Below are 16,909 nucleotides of genomic sequence, written 5' to 3' on the forward strand. Positions count from 1 at the left end.
TAGAAAACGACCCCCGGTTTTTTAGGGTGACGGTTTTTAATTTCGGTTATGTATCCCTTTCGTTTGCCCAAACACAAGATGCTCCCGTCGGCCAAGGACTCGTAAACGGCAGGGTTTCTGCCACTACTCTCACCATTCCATGCTTGGTATTTAACATAAGCATCAATCCCCAGTTTTTTACAGTATTCGTAGTTATCTAGATTGCCATAGCCTGAGTCTGCCCCCACTTCCTTTGGATAGTATCCGTACATCCTTTTGAAGGTATTGAGTATCGGTTGAAAAGATTTCAAATCACTTCGTTCTTGCGAGACTAAATACGAAACGATGAATCCGGTACTGACAAGAGCCTGTACAGAGTAAGCCGCATGCATGTTACTTCCCAAGCCACTGTAGTAATCCTGTTTTAGGCACATTGCCGTGGCATCATGGTCTGTTTTGTAGTATGAATTTCTGTTTGGACCACAAATCGCTTCTTTCTCTTCATACTCAACCGTTTTCAAAAGGTACGAGGCCAGATTGTTTCGCATGGCATTTAACGCTTTAAGACCTCCGGGCACATTCTCTGGAGGTATCTGCTTGGCCTCGTCAAGCTTGTCCATAATGATTTTCGAAGAAAGAATTCTCTCGGCTGGGACGTTAGCACTTAAGGCAAGTGTATTAAGAAGAGCTCGAACTTTATCGCTGAGTTTTTGATGGTAATGGATCGGTTTCCAGACGAATTTGTACTTGTTAGCATTAGCTTCTTGTTTGGTTCCGTCGAGAAAAACAGTCTGCATATTGAGCTGCGTTTCACTAAAGATTCGCTTGACAATGCAAGCAAAAATTTGCTCGATATTCGGTGTGATGACGTTTTGAATAAAGCGAGAAATCGTTACATAACTGGGATAAGAGCCTCCTGTTATGTAAATAAAACGCAGATCGTTTCTACAGGACGATTCGATTTCTCTTAGTGACGCTTTTCCGAGAGCAAAGCCCAAAAGTATCACGGCAAAAAGACGGTATTGATCATAGGCCGGTCGCCCAGTTTCATCTTTGGAATTAAGGTATTTCCATACCTGGGAAGACTCTAAAACTTGAAGAAAAGCATCCAATTTTTCACGCTCCTCCACCTGGATAGGGAAGGAGTTGAACAATTGGGGCCCAATTGCTCTAAAATGGTCCATGGTAAAAGTTCCTTGCAAGAACACTTTTACCATAGCACGTAGTGAGTTCGAGTCTCAATGCGTGCTTTTTCTTATGTTTTTCAATAAGTACAACAAATTAAATGAATAAAATGAGGGGGCGTACTTCTGTCCTCTTTCTACTAGACTTTTGTAACACCCCCTTTTTTGTTGTGAGAAGCAATTTTCTGTCTCTTTTTGTACTGTTGGCGTTATATTTAGACTGGTACGCATTGAAAAACGAATGCGTACACAATAACGAACAATGAGGTGCGAAATGGATCATCAGCAAAAAGCTCAAGCATTGGTTGAACGTTTTCTCAGTTATCTCGCCATCAGCAGTCAAAGTGATCCTAAAGTAAAAGAAGTACCCAGTACGCCGGGTCAATGGACGATGGCCCGTGTTTTGGAAGCCGGTTTAAAGGAATTAGGACTTCAAGAGGTACACGTTGACGAGCATGGGAATGTTACGGCGCTTCTGCCCGGTACTGTTAAAGGTGTGCCAACGATCGGTTTTGTAGCACACGTTGATACGGTTGACGTCGGTTTATCTCCGGATATTCACCCGCAGGTTATTCACTATCAAGGCGGTGATGTGTGCTTGAACGCTCAAAAAGACATCTGGATACGTCTGAAAGAACATCCGGAATTAAAGTCACATATCGGTCAAGACATTCTTTTTACCGACGGCACCAGTGTGTTGGGGGCCGATAATAAAGCCGGTGTAACCAACATTATGACGGCCTTGGAAATTTTGGTGACTGAGCAGGTTCCTCACGGTGATATCCGTGTCGCTTTTGTACCCGATGAGGAAACAGGCTTGCGCGGCTCCAAGTGCTTGGATCTGGAACGCTTTAAGGTTGATTTTGCCTACACGGTCGATGGCGGTGAAAAAGGTCAGATTGTTTACGAAACCTATAATGCGGCTGAAGTGCATGTAGAGATTGAAGGGGTCACGACGCATCCCTCGTCGGCCAAGGGTGTCTTAGTCAATCCGAATCTGATTGCTGTGGACTTAATCGGCAACTTCAGTCGTTTGGAAACGCCTGAAAATACTGATGTCCGAGAGGGCTACTATTGGATTAAGAATATGTCGGGCAATCCTGCTCGCGCACACGTACAAATCAATATTCGTGATTTTGACGATGCGACTTTTGAAGCTCGCAAACAGTACGTTCGAGAAGTGGTCGCTCTGATTGCCAAACGCTATCCCAGAGCCAAGATTGAGGCTGATATTGAGGATATTTATCGTAATATCTCAGGCGGTTTGGGTGAAGACCGTTATCCGATTGATATCATGTATGAAGCGTTGAAGAGTCTCGGGATTGAAGCCAAGACCGTCGCTATGCGAGGCGGTACGGATGGCTCGGCTTTGACAGCCAGAGGCTTGGTGACACCCAACTATTTCACCGGTTCCTACAACCACCACGGGTACGCAGAATTTATGCCGATCGATGATTTTGTGAGTTCATTGGATATGACACTCAAAGTCATTGAATTGATCGCTCGCGGTCGTCAATAACTGAGAGTGTGAAAAACCGCCGAAAATTTTAGGGATTTTCGGCGGCCTTTTCTTCAGCTCTTGGATTCAAGCGAATCTATTTTTCTTCCTTTATCTTATCTTTAGCAAAGTTAGGATTGACGTTGGCACGCGACAAAATAAGGGGATCGACGGTGCCGATTGCTTCCGGGTCCTTTTGATCGTAATCGATAATGGATAAAACATAGCGCATGGCATTAAGCCGCGCACGTTTTTTATCATCGCTTTTGATGACTATCCAAGGGCAGGAGGCCGTGTTGGTCGCAAAGAACATGGCCTGTTCGGCCCGGCTGTAATCATCCCACTTGGATAACGAGGCAATATCGATCGGAGAAAGCTTCCAGCGCTTGAGCGGATCAATCTCACGGGATTTAAAGCGTCTTTTTTGTTCTTCCTGTGTGACGGAGAGCCAGAACTTAATGAGGATCGTGTCAGAATTGACAAGATTTTCTTCAAATTGCGGACACTGACGCATGAATTCAGCATATTCCTGATCGGTACAAAAACCCATGACTCGGTCAACGCCCGCCCGGTTGTACCATGAGCGGTCAAAAAGAACCATCTCACCACGCGTGGGAAGATGCGCCACATAGCGTTGGAAAAACCATTGGCCTTTCTCTGCCTCAGTGGGTTTAGCCAAAGCCACCACACGAGCGCCGCGGGGATTGAGGTGTTCCATGAATGTACGGATGGTGCCACCCTTACCGGCTGCATCACGTCCTTCAAAAATGATGACAATTTTTTTGCCCGTTTCCTTTACCCATTTCTGAAGTTTGAGCAGCTCCACCTGAAGGGGCAGCTTTTCTTTCTCGTAGCGTTTGTTACCCATGCGGTGTTTATAGGGAAATTCCGCTTTTTCCCAATTTTTGACCAGTTCGTCTTCGTAGTTAGTCGCCTGGCTTGACGCACGAATTTTTGCTTTGGCATTTTTGACCAGAATTTTCAAAATTCTGATTTGTTCGTCAACAGGTTCCTGATCAAAGGCCTTTTTTAAAGCTTTGGTATAGGCGACAATTTTGCGTTGGGTGAGCGGATCGGAGTCTTTAATGAGTATTTCCTGATCGTTGTCTTTTTTCTTAGTCATACGAGACCTCTCAAGTACTTTGCCTGATCGTTTCAGGTTAGCACTTTCAGCGATCAATGACTGAAAAAATACGACCAATTTGTTTCAAAGTCTGTCGTTTGACAATACAAAAACACCGGTTGAGCGAACCGGTGCCTTTGGGAAGATTGGGTTTTAGTTGATCAATGAGTCGCTCGGAAAAACCAAACTGAAGGTTGATCCCTTACCGGGCTCGGATTCGATTCTTAGCTGGCAGTGGTTGCGAATTGCAACGTGTTTGACAATAGCCAGCCCCAAACCGGTACCGCCTTTTTCCCTTGAACGACTTTTATCGACTCGGTAGAAACGCTCCGTTAAGCGGGGAATGTCTTCGGCATCAATACCTATGCCATTGTCTTTAACGGCAAAGGTTGCCGTCTGATCATCGGGGTTAAAGTGCCAGCTGATCTGAATTTTTCCGCCGTCGGGCGTGTAGCGCACGGCGTTAGTGACCAGATTAAGGCACGCACTGCGAATTTCATCGACTTGTCCTAAAACGGCTTGGTTCGCAGTAATGTCAGTGTCAATCGTGTGTCTGCCTCTGGAAAGTGCCACACCGTCTTCAGCGAGGCCAGCCACCAATTTGGGCATGTTGACGACTTCCGGAGGATCCGACTGTTGTTCATCCTTACTTTCGAGGCGCGACAGCGACAGCAGGTCGTTGACGAGGTTTTGCATACGAACGGACTCTTGTTGCATCAGCAGGAGGTGTTCGTGCAACATTTTCTCATCGAGCTCTTTACCTCTGAGGATCATATCGAGAAAGCCTGTAATCACGGTCAGAGGCGTGCGCAATTCGTGGCTGACGTTGGCTACGAAATCTTTGCGCATAGAGTCGATGCGGCGTTGCTCGGTGATATCACGCGAGACAACAATAAAGTGAGTTTTATCGGCAACTACCGCTGATAGCAACAAAATGCGACCGATTTCGTGGGATTTCACTTCAATGGGCTTTGAGAAATCGCCGTTTTCAAGGTATTCGATGATTTTGGGATTGTCAAAAACCAAGTTGAATGCCATCCCCATGTGCTTGGTCAGTTTGAGCCCTAAATGTTTTTCAGCGGCCGGATTGCACCATTCAACCGTGTGCCCCTGCCGGAACAACACAACCCCTTCGGGTAAAGCTGAAAGTGAAAGACGGTAACGATCGATACGAGCGGTAAAGCGGGACTGGTCGCTTTTGATTTGTTCAGCTTCAACGGAATTCATCCAGCCGTCGCTCATTTTGAAAATGATGTAACCGATTAAAGCCAGTAAAGCGACGCATGCACCGATTAATGTATTTTGAAAATCGGTTGTCAAAAACAACAGGCCGACTATGACAAAAACACAGACCAGACCTAAGACGCAAAACATTCTGGGTGAAAGATTTTTTGCTGACATGAAACTCCCCTGAGGTGTAGCAATCCTTTCAATGCGTTTCTATTCAGTGACATGAGCTCGGTAACCCAAACCTCTGACCGTTTGAAGGAGGTTTTCAGCGCGTGTTCCCTGCAGCTGCTTGCGAAGTCTCAACATGTGTACGTCAACTGTACGTTCGTCCACATAGGCGTTGTCCCAAACAAGACTTAAAAGCATTTCACGGCTGTAGACTCGTTCCGGGTTTTTAGCAAAAACCAATAACAATTTAAATTCCTTGGCCGAAAGCGTGAGCGGCTGACCGTCAACTTTCGCCTCGAAACTGGCTTCGTTCATGGTGAGTGGACCGCAAACAACCTCGGTGTTTTTACTGTCTTCGCCTGTTTGTTTCTGGAATTGATAGCGACGCAACACCGCCTGAATACGAGCAATGAGTTCGCGAGGCATAAAAGGTTTGACGATATAGTCATCAGCGCCTGCGTTTAACCCTCGTACACGATCGGATTCGCTGCCGCGGGCGGTGAGCATAATGACGGGCAAATGTTTTGTTTTAGGATCGGCGTGAAGTTTTTCGAGCCAATCGACACCGGATAACTCCGGCAACATGTAATCCAAAAGAATCAGATCGGGAGGATTGGTATCAACAATGGTCTGTGCTTCAATAGCATTTTCGGCGCACACGACTTCATAGCCTGCCGCCGCACAAGCAAAAGAGATCAAGGTTCTGATTGCCGCTTCATCTTCAACAATCAGAATATTGGCGGAGTTGGTATTGATACTGGAACTGTCAGTCATAATGCCCCTTTTTAATTTTTTTCAGGTGACGCATTCTCATCCGATAATGATAGGCGAAATTAATGACCGAAAAAACAAACCTTCGTCTGTTTTTGACGAAGGTTAAGTCGGTTGATTAAGAAAGTTTTGCCAAACTTTCCGGTAAAGCATCCAACCGTAAATGTCGGATATCTTCGCCATCGAGGATGAAAATCACATGTTCAGCGATGTTGGTGGCGTGGTCACCCATGCGTTCATAAGCTTTCAGTAAGTCTAAACAAGACAGCACAGACTCAACCTGATCAGGGTGATTTTGCAAGAAAGCGGTAACCACTTTGATACCGGCCTTAAAGGCGTTGTCCACATCGCTGTCTGAGCGAAGGGTGTTTACAGCTGCCGTTTCAGACAAGTTTTTCAACGCGAGCATTGCTAAATTAACCGTTTTCATCGTGGATTCCACAATGCCTGTTTTGGCTAATTCTTCGGACAATTCCTCAGGAAAATCTGAACGGCTGGCTCGTGCAATATTGCGGGCCTGATCACCCATGCGTTCAAAGTCGGTGGCCATTTTGGCAATACCGAAAACCAAACGCAGGTCTTTAGCGGCCGGTTGGTGTTTGGCAATCAAAAGCGTAGCGCAACGGTCGGTAGAGACTTCAAGCGCATTGATGGCTGCATCGCGGTCTTTAACCGACTGGGCTAAATCAATGTCACCGGTTCTGAAGGCCTTGGTGGCATTGTTGATCTGTTCGGTGACGAGGTCACCCATGCTATAGACCAAATGTTTGAGTTCGTCTAAATCTTCATCAAATTGATGCACAAGGTGCGTTTGTGCGGACATAATCATTCGGATGTCTCCCTATTTTTTTAATCAGATTAACCGAAGCGACCCGTGATGTAGTCTTCCGTGGCTTTCTTGGTCGGATGCGTGAACATCATTTCTGTGGGACCGAATTCAATGAGTTCACCGAGATACATGTAAGCGGTGAAGTCCGAAATACGGGCTGCCTGCTGCATACTGTGGGTCACAATAACTACGGTGTAGTCCTTTTTGAGCTCATCAATCAAGTTTTCAATCTTGGCTGTTGAAATCGGGTCCAAAGCTGAACACGGTTCGTCGAGCAAAAGCACTTCGGGCTTAACGGCGATGGCACGTGCAATACAGAGGCGCTGTTGCTGACCGCCCGAGAGCGCAAAACCCGAAGCCTGCAGTTTATCTTTGACATCGCTCCAGAGAGCAGCTTGTTTCAAAGCCCACTCCACTCGTTCATCTAATTCGGCTTTGGAGAGATTTTCAAATAGACGCACACCGTAGGCGATGTTGTCATAAATTGACATCGGGAAGGGGGTCGGACGTTGAAACACCATACCGACTTTGGAGCGTAAACGATCGACTCCTTCCGTCTTGGTTACGATATTCTCACCGTCGAGCCAAATTTCACCCTCAGCACGTTGTTCGCCGTAGAGTTCATACATACGGTTGAACGTTCTCAACAGCGTAGATTTGCCGCAACCGGACGGGCCGATAAAGGCAGTCACTTTATTTTCAGCAATGGAAAGATTAATATTTTTGAGCGCATGGAAAGCGCCGTAGTAGAAATTAAAATTTTTGACCTCGATTTTAGGGGCCATGGTCGTGTCGGACATCCCGAAGACTCCTTAGTGAATTTACTTTTGGTATACGCGCGAAGTCTACGAGTCGGGTATGACCCTAAGATGACACTAATATGACATCTATATGACGAGTTCGCTTGAAAGAGCCTGTTTGCAATTTTTTTATGAAAAGGATGAGAAATGATTCGTTTGGCTTGTGATTACCAGGAAGGATGCCACCCGAAAATTCTCCAACGCTTAGTCCAAACTAATTTGGAGAGCACGCCCGGATACGGTACCGATCAATATTGCCAAAGTGCAAAACAAAAAATTAAAAAAGCCTGCGAGGCTCCTGATGCAGAGGTTTTTCTTTTAATAGGTGGCACGCAGACGAACTCCACGGTTATCCGTTCGATTCTGCGCCCGTGTGAAGGTGTCATCGCGGTTTCAAGCGGACATATCAACGGTCATGAAGGCGGTGCCATTGAAATGGGCGGACACAAAGTGCTCACCATTGAACCGCATGACGGAAAAATGCTTGCCGCGGATCTCGATCGCTATATAGTAGATACATTGACCGCACCTTCTTGGGATCATGGCGTAATTCCCGCTATGGTGTATATCTCGCAGGCCACTGAGACAGGCTCTGTCTACACGTTGGCTGAAATGCAGGCGATCAGCGACGTCTGTCATCGACACAATATGCCGCTTTTTGTTGACGGCGCCCGTTTGGGATACGCCTTAACAAGCGAAGGCTCGGATATGACTCTGGCTGATTTGGCACGTCTGGCCGATGTCTTTTATATCGGCGGCACCAAGGTCGGGGCACTTTTGGGTGAAGCGGTGGTCTTTACCAATACCAAACTTTGCAAAAATTTCTTTACCATCATGAAGCAAGGCGGTGCGGTCTTGGCAAAAGGGCGTTTGCTGGGGCTGCAGTTTGATACGCTTTTTACCGATGATCTTTACTTTGAAATCAGCCGTCACGCCATCGCCATGGCGATGAAATTGAAAGCGGCGCTCAAAGAAAAGGGTTATCGCTTCTATGCAGAAAGCCCCTCTAACCAACAGTTTGTGATCTTGGAAAACACCCAATTGGCAGAACTTGAAAAAGAAGTTCAGGTTTCTCATTGGTGCAAGGTCGATGAGCATCACACTGCCGTGCGTTTCTGTACGAGTTGGGCCACGACCGAAGAAAATATTGACAGAGTCATTTCTCTTCTTTAGTTAAAGCACGAGGCCGGTTTGAAACCGGCCTCTGTATTTCCTTAGTCTTGAATTTCAACGATTGCTGTGAGTTCGGTTGCAGCCCCTTCAGGTAGCTCATAAGCCCCTAGGGCAATTCGAGTGCCGACTCCTGCTGTGCCATAAAGCTCTCTGAAAAGTTCTGATGCGCCGTTAATCACCTGGGGATGATCTTCAAATCCCTTCGCACAACGCACAAATCCGGTCAGATGGACAAATTGCTTGATGCGGTCCAAGTCTCCGAGTTCACGTTTGAGAACAGACAAAATGTTCAAAGCGCTCAGTTTGGCGGCTTCTTTGCCTTCCTCAATTGTCAGATCCTCGCCGACAACGCCTTTAATTTGCAAAACACTGTTAATGTCAGGCGTTTGTCCTGAGACATAGACAAGGTTGCCGACGCGGCGGGTGTAAACGTAGAGCCCGGCGGGATCGGCAACCGGCGGTAATTCAAGACCTAACTCTTTGAGCTTTGATTCAATAATCATTAACAAACCCTTGTTTTGAGAAAGTGATTTAAAAATCGGTTGACCGACTGGTCAACCGATTCACAAATTAAGCGATATTTCTTAAAAGTTCTCGGGCCAGACGCTCCGCTTCGAACATATTTTCGACCATGTTTCGTCCTAACGTTTGGGCGATACCGGTTCGTTCAAGCTGGTGCAAGGTGTGGCCGCTTGCCCCGCAGATGATGAGTTCAAAGTTGCGGCGCTTTAGAGCACGCAGGTAGGTGGCAAGAATATCCATGGCCGAATTGTCGATATTCATCAAAGCCGTGCAATTGAGGATGACCACCTTATTGGCATCTCTGGCGGTGATGCGCTTGGGATCTGTCATGTGAGAAAGCTTAGAGACAGAACCGAAGAAAAGAGAACCTTGTAAACGCCAAGCTTCAATGCCTTCAGGGGTATCGGCAGGCAAAGTCATCTGCGTAACTTTTGTGAGCGTATTCATGCGGTAGATGAAGAACAGGCACGAGATCACCAGACCCACTTCCACCGCGACCGTAAGGTCAAAAATAACAGTGAGCAGGAAGGTTGCAATGAGGGTTGTCTTATAAGACATCGTCATGCGACGCAAGCGTTTAAATTCCGCCCAATTGCCCATATTCAAAGCGACATTGAGCAAAATAGCAGAAAGCGCTGCAAGAGGAATATTGGAAGCTAAAGGAGCTGCTGCCAAAATCACCACTAACAAAGTAATCGCATGTACGACACCGGAGACGGGGGAGACCGCACCGCTTTTAATGTTGGTGACCGTACGGGCAATGGTACCGGTTGCAGGGATCCCGCCGAAGAAGGGGACAACGAGATTAGCAATGCCTTGTCCCATCAGTTCCTGATTGGGATTGTGTCGATCATCGGTTAAGGTGTCGGCCACACGTGCACAAAGCAACGATTCAATGGAACCCAAAAGGGCAATGGTGACCATCGGTCCCACTAAATGGCGGATATTGTCCCAATCGAAAGTAGGAATTTGAAGAGAGGGAAGCGTTTGAGGAATGCCACCGAATTTACTGCCGATTGTTTCAACCGGAAGGTTAAAGCTCGTGACCGCAAGAGTCGAGACGATCAACACAATAACGGTGCCCGGGATTTTGGCAATCCATCGTTTCCATTGGGCTACGCGACTTGAGGTGTCATTGGGCCAGAAGCGCACGATGAGAAAGGACACGAGAGCAATCCCCAAGGCGTAAAAATTGACAGTGTTAATGTGTGCTGAAATCGCACTCATCTGACCGAAGAAATCCGCGGGCATCTTATCGATGCTGAGGCCAAAGAAATCTTTAATCTGAGACAGACCGATCAATACGGCGATGCCGTTTGTGAAGCCGATCACAATGGAAATCGGTATGAAACGGATAAAGCTGCCTATTTTGAATAGCCCCATCAGTATCAGCAATATGCCGCTGCCGATCGTGGCGATCATCAGGTTGGCCAAGCCGTAGTTGGCGATGATGCCGTAAATGATCACGATGAAGGCACCGGCCGGTCCTCCGATCTGAACCCGACAGCCGCCCAGAATGGCGATTAAGAAGCCTGCAATGATAGAGGTGTAGATACCTGCTTCCGGTGTCACACCGGAGGCAATAGCAAAGGCCATAGCCAGAGGGAGAGCAACCATGCCCACGGTCAAACCCGAGCTGATATCACGGGTGAGACTTCTGGCATTGTAGTGCCCGATCAGGTCAAAGCTCGCCGGATGAAACGGCTCTAAAGGAATATGTTCCTTAAAGTTCTTAAAAGCTTGAGCAAAGCTCATTTTATTTTAGAAAAGAGAGTAAGTTAGGTTGTTAAAACCGATTGGCAAAACAGTTGGCATTAGCCAACTGTTTTGATCGGGGTTATTGGTAAATCAAAAATCAGCGCAAACGCATACCGGGCTTGGCACCTTCTTGAGGTTCAAGGATAAAGAGTCCGTCTTTATCGTCAGCGCCGCTTGCCGACAAGAGCATCCCTTCGCTGACGCCAAAGCGCATCTTGCGCGGTGCAAGGTTGGCAATCACGACAGTGAGTTTGCCTTCCAAGTCTTCGGGCTTGTACCAGGCTTGGATACCGGAGAAAATATTGCGGGTCTTGCCTTCACCGATATCAACCGTTAAGCGCAACAGTTTGGAAGAGCCTTCAACTTTTTCGCACTTGACGATCTTAGCTACACGCATATCAAGCTTGGCAAAGTCATTAATGGTGACTTCAGGTGCAATTTCCTCACCGCAGGGAGCAACAGGTTTGACTTCTTCAACCACCGGCGGAATCAAAGCGTCAAGCTGCTTGATGTCGCAGCGCTGCATCAGGTGAGAGAAGGGCTTGATTTGATTGTCCGAAGTAAGCGGACGAAGAGCGCTTTCCCAATTGAGTTCGCCACAGTTTAAGAATTCTTCCACCTTGGCTGCCGTTGCAGGAAGCACAGGTTTGAGCATCAAAGTCATCAGGCGGAAAGCTTCCAAAGCCACCGAGCAGACTTCGTGCAATTTGTCACGGTTTTCTTCCGATTTGGCCAATTCCCACGGTTTTTCACGGTCGATGTATTCGTTGACGCTATCGGCCATAGACATGATGGAGCGCAGGGCACGGGAGTACTCTCTTAAGTTATAGAGGGCCGCAATGCCTTCAACGGCGTTGCGCATCACCTTAATAAGAGTATGGTCGGCCACATTGTCGCTGACACGTGCGTTAAAGCGCTTGACGATAAATCCTGCAGCACGGCTGGCAATATTAACGTACTTACCGATCAAGTCGGAGTTCACTCGAGCCATGAAGTCGCTCTTACTGAAGTCGACGTCATCGTTGGTCGGGCCCATCTTGGCAGCGAGATAGTAACGCAGCCATTCGGCGTTCATGCCGAGTTCCAAATACTTCAAGGGGCTGATGCCGGTGCCGCGGCTCTTACTCATTTTGCGGCCGTCAACCGTCATGAAACCGTGTACGAACACATTGTCGGGCGTACGGTAGGGTTGGCCGGAGAATTTAAGCATGGCAGGCCAAAAGAGCGTATGGAAGTACACGATGTCCTTACCGATGAAGTGGATTTGCTCGGTCTTTTCATCATCGAGGAACTTCCAGAAATCAAATCCTTGCTTTTTGGCGTAATTCATGAGGCTGGCGTAATAGCCGACCGGAGCATCCAACCAGACATAGAAATACTTACCCGGAGCGTCGGGGATCGGGATGCCGAAATAGGGTTCATCGCGCGAAATATCCCAGTCACCGAGTTTGCCTTCGGCTAGCCACTCTTCATCCTTGGCACGGATTTCGGGTTGAACACGGTCCACACCGCTTTTACCTTTACCGTTGACCCAGTCGCGAAGGAAAGCAACACAGGCAGGATCGGACAGACGGAAGAAATAGTGCGTGGATTTACGCAATTCGGGTTTGGCGCCTGACAAAGCCGAGAAGGGATTGATCAATTCTGTCGGAGAGTAAACGGCGCCGCACTTTTCACAGTTGTCACCGTATTGGTCTTCAGCTCCGCAGCGCGGGCAAGTGCCCTTGATGAAGCGGTCGGCAAGGAACATGCCCTTGACCGGGTCATAGAATTGTTCGATATCTTTCGTGTAGATCAAGCCGGCAGCTTTCAAGCGTTTGTAAATGTCTTGCGAGAGCATGACATTTTCTTCGCTGTCGGTGGAGTACCAATGGTCGAATTTGATATGGAAGCCATCGAGGTACTGTTTGCGGCCCGCAGCGATGCGTGCTACGAATTCCTGCGGCGTGATGCCCTCTTTTTGGGCAGCGATCATCATCGGGGCACCATGAGTGTCGTCCGCTCCGACGAAGTGAACGGTATGACCGTACATTCGCTGCGTCCGAACCCAGATGTCGGCCTGAATATATTCCATGATGTGGCCGATATGGAAATGCCCATTGGCATACGGCAGGGCGGTCGTAACGAATATTTGACGTTTTTGCATAATGAAATGTCCCGTAAAATGACCGGATAAAAAGACAAAGAGGTCAATATTTTAGCAAAGCGCCCTAAAATTCTCTCGCCTTAACGGCTTGAGTCGGGATGTAGAGTATTACTGTTAAAAGAGCTCAGGTTTAGGATTGAACCGACCGTATACCTCTTGAGGTTGAAACGAAAAAATCGGAAAATACGCAGTGTTGATTGAAAGGAGTCCGATTGTGAATAAAAAAGAAGCGATTCTGAAAGTGTTGGGAGAGGTCGTTGATCCCTGGATGAAAACCGATTACCTGACTGCCCGCATGGCTAAAGTCAGTGAAGATGGTGAATCCGTAACGATTGAATTGGGATACCCGGCCAAAAGTGTTAAAGAGGATATCCAGAATCAGGTTGTAAAGGCTCTTGAAGCAGCCGGTCTTCAAGCTAAGGTTGAAGTTGAGCAAAAAATCATTGCTCACGCCGTTCAGCGCACACTTAAAGTACTGCCTAATGTTAAAAATATCATTGCCGTCTCCAGCGGTAAGGGAGGTGTCGGTAAGAGTACGGTTGCAGCCAACGTTGCGTTGGCCTTAGCGGCCGAAGGAGCCAAAGTGGGGGTTCTTGATGCCGATATCTATGGTCCGAGTCAGCCCATGATGTTGGGAGCGTTGGGTCGACCCATGACCAATGACGGTCAAAATATGAATCCGATTGAGTCTCTTGGGCTTGAAATTAACTCCATCGGTTTTTTAATTGATCCTGACGAACCCATGATTTGGCGCGGTCCTTTGGTTGCACAGGCCCTGACTCAATTATTGACTCTGACCAACTGGCATGATCTTGACTATTTGGTCATTGATATGCCCCCGGGAACAGGTGATATCCAATTGACTCTGTCGCAAACTGTGCCCGTCACCGGCGCTATCGTTGTCACAACTCCGCAGGATATTGCGCTACTTGATGCCAAAAAAGGACTCAGGATGTTCCAAAAGGTTAATGTGCCGATTTTAGGACTGGTTGAGAACATGTCTGTTTTTGTCTGTCCTCAGTGCGGTCATGTGGAGCATATCTTCGGTGAGGGCGGTGCCAAACGCATGAGTGAAACCTATCATGTAGACGTACTCGGTCAATTGCCGCTTGATGCCGGTATCCGCAAGGAAGCCGATTCAGGAGCCCCGACGGTTGTTTCTTCGCCGGATTCCTTGGCCGGAAAAATTTATCGGGAAATTGCTCTTAAAGCAGCGGCAGCCATTGCGAAAACGGCAAAAGATATGTCTTTGAAGATGCCGAGCGTGCGGGTGGAGAATAACTGATGCCTTTGGTTACCCCTGATTACAGGGCGCCGAGATGGCTTGCGGGCGCTCAGATTCAAACGATTTTTGCAGCCAAAGTGTGTAAAAAGCCTGAGGTTGTCTATCGACGCGAGCGATGGGATACGCCCGACGGCGATTTCACCGATATTGATTGGGCGACTCCTGAACCGGCAGATCCGAAAACGCCTATCGTTGTGCATTTCCATGGCCTGGAGGGTAGCTCCAGAAGCCACTACGCTCTTGCTCTCATGCATGAAACAGTCAATCGCGGTTGGCGAGGTTGTGTATCACTTTTCAGAAGTTGCTCCGGTGAACTCAATCGCAGCATTAAAACGTATCACGCGGGCGACATTGATCAGGTGCAATGGGTGCTTGAAACGGTCCATTCGCGCTACCCCCAAGCTCCCATTTATGCCGTAGGCGTGTCGCTCGGGGGCAATCAATTGGCTCTTTTTTGTGGAAAGAGAGCAAAAACTGCCAAAAAACTTCTGACCGCAGCTGTTTCGGTTGCTGCTCCGGTTGATCTGGTAGCCGGCAGTAATCTGTTGCGTTTCGGTTTCAATCGCCTGTACTCCAAAATGTTTTTGGATACGCTCATTCCGAAAGTATTGAAAAAATGCGAACTGATGCCGCAAATGCGGGAATTGGTTGATGAGGAAGCAATCAGGAAGTGCAAAAACTTTTATGACTTTGATTCTCTCTATACCGCTCCGGTTCACGGTTTCAAAAGTGCAATGGACTACTGGACAAAAGCTTCAGCTAAACCGTGGCTGAAGTTTGTGGAAGTACCGCTTTTGCTTTTGAATGCTAAAAACGATCCCTTTATGCCTGAATGGGCTCTGCCGACATTAGAAGACGTCTCCGAAATGGTTTGGCTGGATCAACCGGCAGAAGGTGGTCACGTGGGATTTCCGACAGGTAATCCTCCCGGAAAAATCGATTATTTGCCTAAGCGCATTTATCGCTTCTTTCTTGAGCGCCAATAACAAAAGAGACTGATAGATTCGAAAATGAGTTGTCAGTCTCTTCTCTTTCAGAAGTAGTCTTTTTGCATCGCGACAACTTCGTCAAAACGCTTCTGAGTGGGTGTGCCACTTATTTTTTCTTTCGTCGGAAATTGCCGGTCAAACAAAGAGGCTTCCTGAGAGTCAAACTCATAGATCTCATTTTCAAAATATCGGCCGGCTAATTCTTTATCGTTAGGATTCCTCAACCACAATATCTGCAAGGCTGCTGCAAATTTGTTGTCTTTTGTACGGATGGAGTATTTTTCAGCTGGCTCAAAGCCGTTTTTGCTGTAGTAGGCCGGGTCGCCGCAAAGCAAAATAGCTTTGTAGCCCATCCGGACAGCCTGTTGACGCATCAGTTCAATAAGTCTGCGGCCCACACCCGTGCGCTGAAAGGCCGGTAAAACACCGATCGGACCGAGACTTAAAACGGTATGCTTTTGCCCGTCATCGCCTTCAATATAAGATTGAACACTGATGACATTACCGATAATGCGTCCGTCTTTGACTGCAACAAAATCCAACGATTCGATAAAAGCGCTGCTTTGCCGTATTTGATGCAGCATAAAATGTTCAAAGCATCCGGGACAGTACACGTTCCAGAATGCCTCTCGAATCATGTTTTCCGTTTCTCGATAATCATCAGGTGTTTCAAGTCTGTATTCAATAGTCATTTTTCTTTAAAAAAAGGAGCGCATTTTTGTCGAAAAATTGTAGCAAGTGTTCTGAAAATCTATACAATTTCGACTTCAATGATTTAATCGAAAACGTTGCCGCGTCGGTTTGTGCTACCGGGTCTGCGGTTCCGTAATTTAACGGAGGCTCTTATGTCGCATAAGTGGCTCAACAAGGAAACGCTTTGCGGCCTTGTTGCATTAACGCTTTTTATTCTGACGATTCCTTTAAGCAATTGGGTCGTTGTCAATGTCGGTTTGGTTTGTGAACCGAACGGCCCGTGTCTTATTCCGGTTTGGCCCGGATTGATGGCTCCCTCGGCGGTCATGATTGCCGGTGCGGCTTTGGTTTTAAGAAACGCCGTACAGGCTTTCTTGGGTGCGTATTTCTCTTTGGTCGCTATCGCTGTCGGTACCGCACTGTCGGCGCTTTTCGCTTCACCGTCTTTGGTTTTGGCTTCTGCTGCGGCGTTCTGTTTTTCTGAATTGGCAGACTTCGCAGTTTATACGCCGATGAGAAAACGCTTCCCTGCTTTTTCAGTTGTGATGGCGGGCTTAGCCGGTTCTGTGATTGACAGCGCTATCTTCCTGACACTGGCTTTCGGTAGCATCGAATTTATCTTCGGCCAGGTGTTGGGAAAATTTTGGATGTCTCTTTTAGCGGGCATCGTGATTCGTTATTTCAGATCTCGCCTGGCTACTACGCCCAAATTCTAAAATCTCGCCGAAAGCGACAGACCAAAAAATTCTGTCGCTTTTGAC

General features: G+C 47.5%; 15 protein-coding genes. 5 read left to right on the forward strand and 10 right to left on the reverse strand.

Going from position 1 to position 16,909, the window contains the following annotated elements:
• Positions 1-1,163, reverse strand: a 1,163-nt coding sequence (locus H5985_RS06070) for a transposase (RefSeq protein WP_205050424.1), incomplete at its 3' end; no start/stop codon positions are given.
• Positions 1,164-1,437: 274 nt separating this feature from the next.
• Here H5985_RS06070 and pepT point away from each other — a divergent pair.
• Entirely contained in the window at positions 1,438-2,682 is a 1,245-nt protein-coding gene (gene pepT / locus H5985_RS06075; RefSeq protein WP_205050425.1) for a peptidase T, read from the forward strand.
• 76 nt (positions 2,683-2,758) lie between these two features.
• Here pepT and ppk2 read toward each other — a convergent pair whose 3' ends face one another.
• The 5 genes from ppk2 to pstB all read right to left on the reverse strand — a co-directional run bounded on the left by ppk2 (position 2,759) and on the right by pstB (position 7,582).
• Positions 2,759-3,784, reverse strand: coding sequence for a polyphosphate kinase 2 (gene ppk2, locus H5985_RS06080; RefSeq protein WP_205050426.1), 1,026 nt, complete (start codon positions 3,782-3,784; stop codon positions 2,759-2,761).
• 153 nt (positions 3,785-3,937) lie between these two features.
• On the reverse strand, positions 3,938-5,185 hold the full coding sequence (phoR, locus tag H5985_RS06085) for a phosphate regulon sensor histidine kinase PhoR (RefSeq protein ID WP_205050427.1): 1,248 nt from the start codon (positions 5,183-5,185) through the stop codon (positions 3,938-3,940).
• 39 nt (positions 5,186-5,224) lie between these two features.
• On the reverse strand, positions 5,225-5,956 hold the full coding sequence (locus tag H5985_RS06090) for a response regulator (protein ID WP_205050428.1): 732 nt from the start codon (positions 5,954-5,956) through the stop codon (positions 5,225-5,227).
• Positions 5,957-6,071: 115 nt separating this feature from the next.
• On the reverse strand, positions 6,072-6,782 hold the full coding sequence (phoU, locus tag H5985_RS06095) for a phosphate signaling complex protein PhoU (protein ID WP_205050429.1): 711 nt from the start codon (positions 6,780-6,782) through the stop codon (positions 6,072-6,074).
• A gap of 29 nt (positions 6,783-6,811) precedes the next feature.
• The gene (gene pstB / locus H5985_RS06100) at positions 6,812-7,582 is read right to left on the reverse strand and encodes a phosphate ABC transporter ATP-binding protein PstB (RefSeq protein ID WP_205050430.1); all 771 of its coding nucleotides are present in this window, start codon (positions 7,580-7,582) and stop codon (positions 6,812-6,814) included.
• A gap of 147 nt (positions 7,583-7,729) precedes the next feature.
• On the opposite strand from pstB, the gene H5985_RS06105 reads away from it, so the two are divergent.
• The gene (locus H5985_RS06105) at positions 7,730-8,755 is read left to right on the forward strand and encodes a threonine aldolase family protein (protein WP_205050431.1); all 1,026 of its coding nucleotides are present in this window, start codon (positions 7,730-7,732) and stop codon (positions 8,753-8,755) included.
• 41 nt (positions 8,756-8,796) lie between these two features.
• Here H5985_RS06105 and H5985_RS06110 read toward each other — a convergent pair whose 3' ends face one another.
• From H5985_RS06110 to metG, 3 genes are all read right to left on the reverse strand, one after another.
• Positions 8,797-9,258, reverse strand: coding sequence for a RidA family protein (locus tag H5985_RS06110; RefSeq protein ID WP_205050432.1), 462 nt, complete (start codon positions 9,256-9,258; stop codon positions 8,797-8,799).
• A gap of 67 nt (positions 9,259-9,325) precedes the next feature.
• On the reverse strand, positions 9,326-11,032 hold the full coding sequence (locus H5985_RS06115; protein WP_205050433.1) for a SulP family inorganic anion transporter: 1,707 nt from the start codon (positions 11,030-11,032) through the stop codon (positions 9,326-9,328).
• A 100-nt stretch (positions 11,033-11,132) separates the two neighbouring features.
• Positions 11,133-13,181 (reverse strand): methionine--tRNA ligase, encoded by a 2,049-nt coding sequence (gene metG / locus H5985_RS06120; protein ID WP_205050434.1) that lies wholly within the window; start codon positions 13,179-13,181, stop codon positions 11,133-11,135.
• A 211-nt stretch (positions 13,182-13,392) separates the two neighbouring features.
• Here metG and apbC point away from each other — a divergent pair, with 211 nt between their 5' ends.
• Together apbC and H5985_RS06130 are read left to right on the forward strand one after the other, a co-directional pair.
• A complete protein-coding gene (gene apbC, locus H5985_RS06125; protein WP_205050490.1) occupies positions 13,393-14,466 on the forward strand; it encodes an iron-sulfur cluster carrier protein ApbC in 1,074 nt (357 codons plus the stop codon).
• Positions 14,466-15,452: a YheT family hydrolase gene (locus H5985_RS06130; protein WP_205050435.1), complete on the forward strand. Its 987-nt coding sequence runs from the start codon at positions 14,466-14,468 to the stop codon at positions 15,450-15,452. The genes apbC and H5985_RS06130 overlap by 1 nt, the downstream gene beginning before the upstream one ends.
• A 47-nt stretch (positions 15,453-15,499) precedes the next feature.
• Here the strand turns inward: H5985_RS06130 and H5985_RS06135 are convergent, their stop codons facing one another.
• Positions 15,500-16,147 carry a GNAT family N-acetyltransferase gene (locus tag H5985_RS06135; protein WP_205050436.1) on the reverse strand — a complete coding sequence of 216 codons (648 nt, stop codon included), beginning with the start codon at positions 16,145-16,147 and terminating at the stop codon, positions 15,500-15,502.
• A gap of 153 nt (positions 16,148-16,300) precedes the next feature.
• Here H5985_RS06135 and H5985_RS06140 point away from each other — a divergent pair, with 153 nt between their 5' ends.
• Positions 16,301-16,864 carry a VUT family protein gene (locus H5985_RS06140; RefSeq protein WP_205050437.1) on the forward strand — a complete coding sequence of 188 codons (564 nt, stop codon included), beginning with the start codon at positions 16,301-16,303 and terminating at the stop codon, positions 16,862-16,864.
• The last annotated feature ends 45 nt before the right edge of the window (positions 16,865-16,909 follow it).

The organism is Parasutterella secunda (assembly GCF_016901835.1).
Lineage (GTDB): Bacteria > Pseudomonadota > Gammaproteobacteria > Burkholderiales > Burkholderiaceae_F > Aphodousia > Aphodousia faecavium.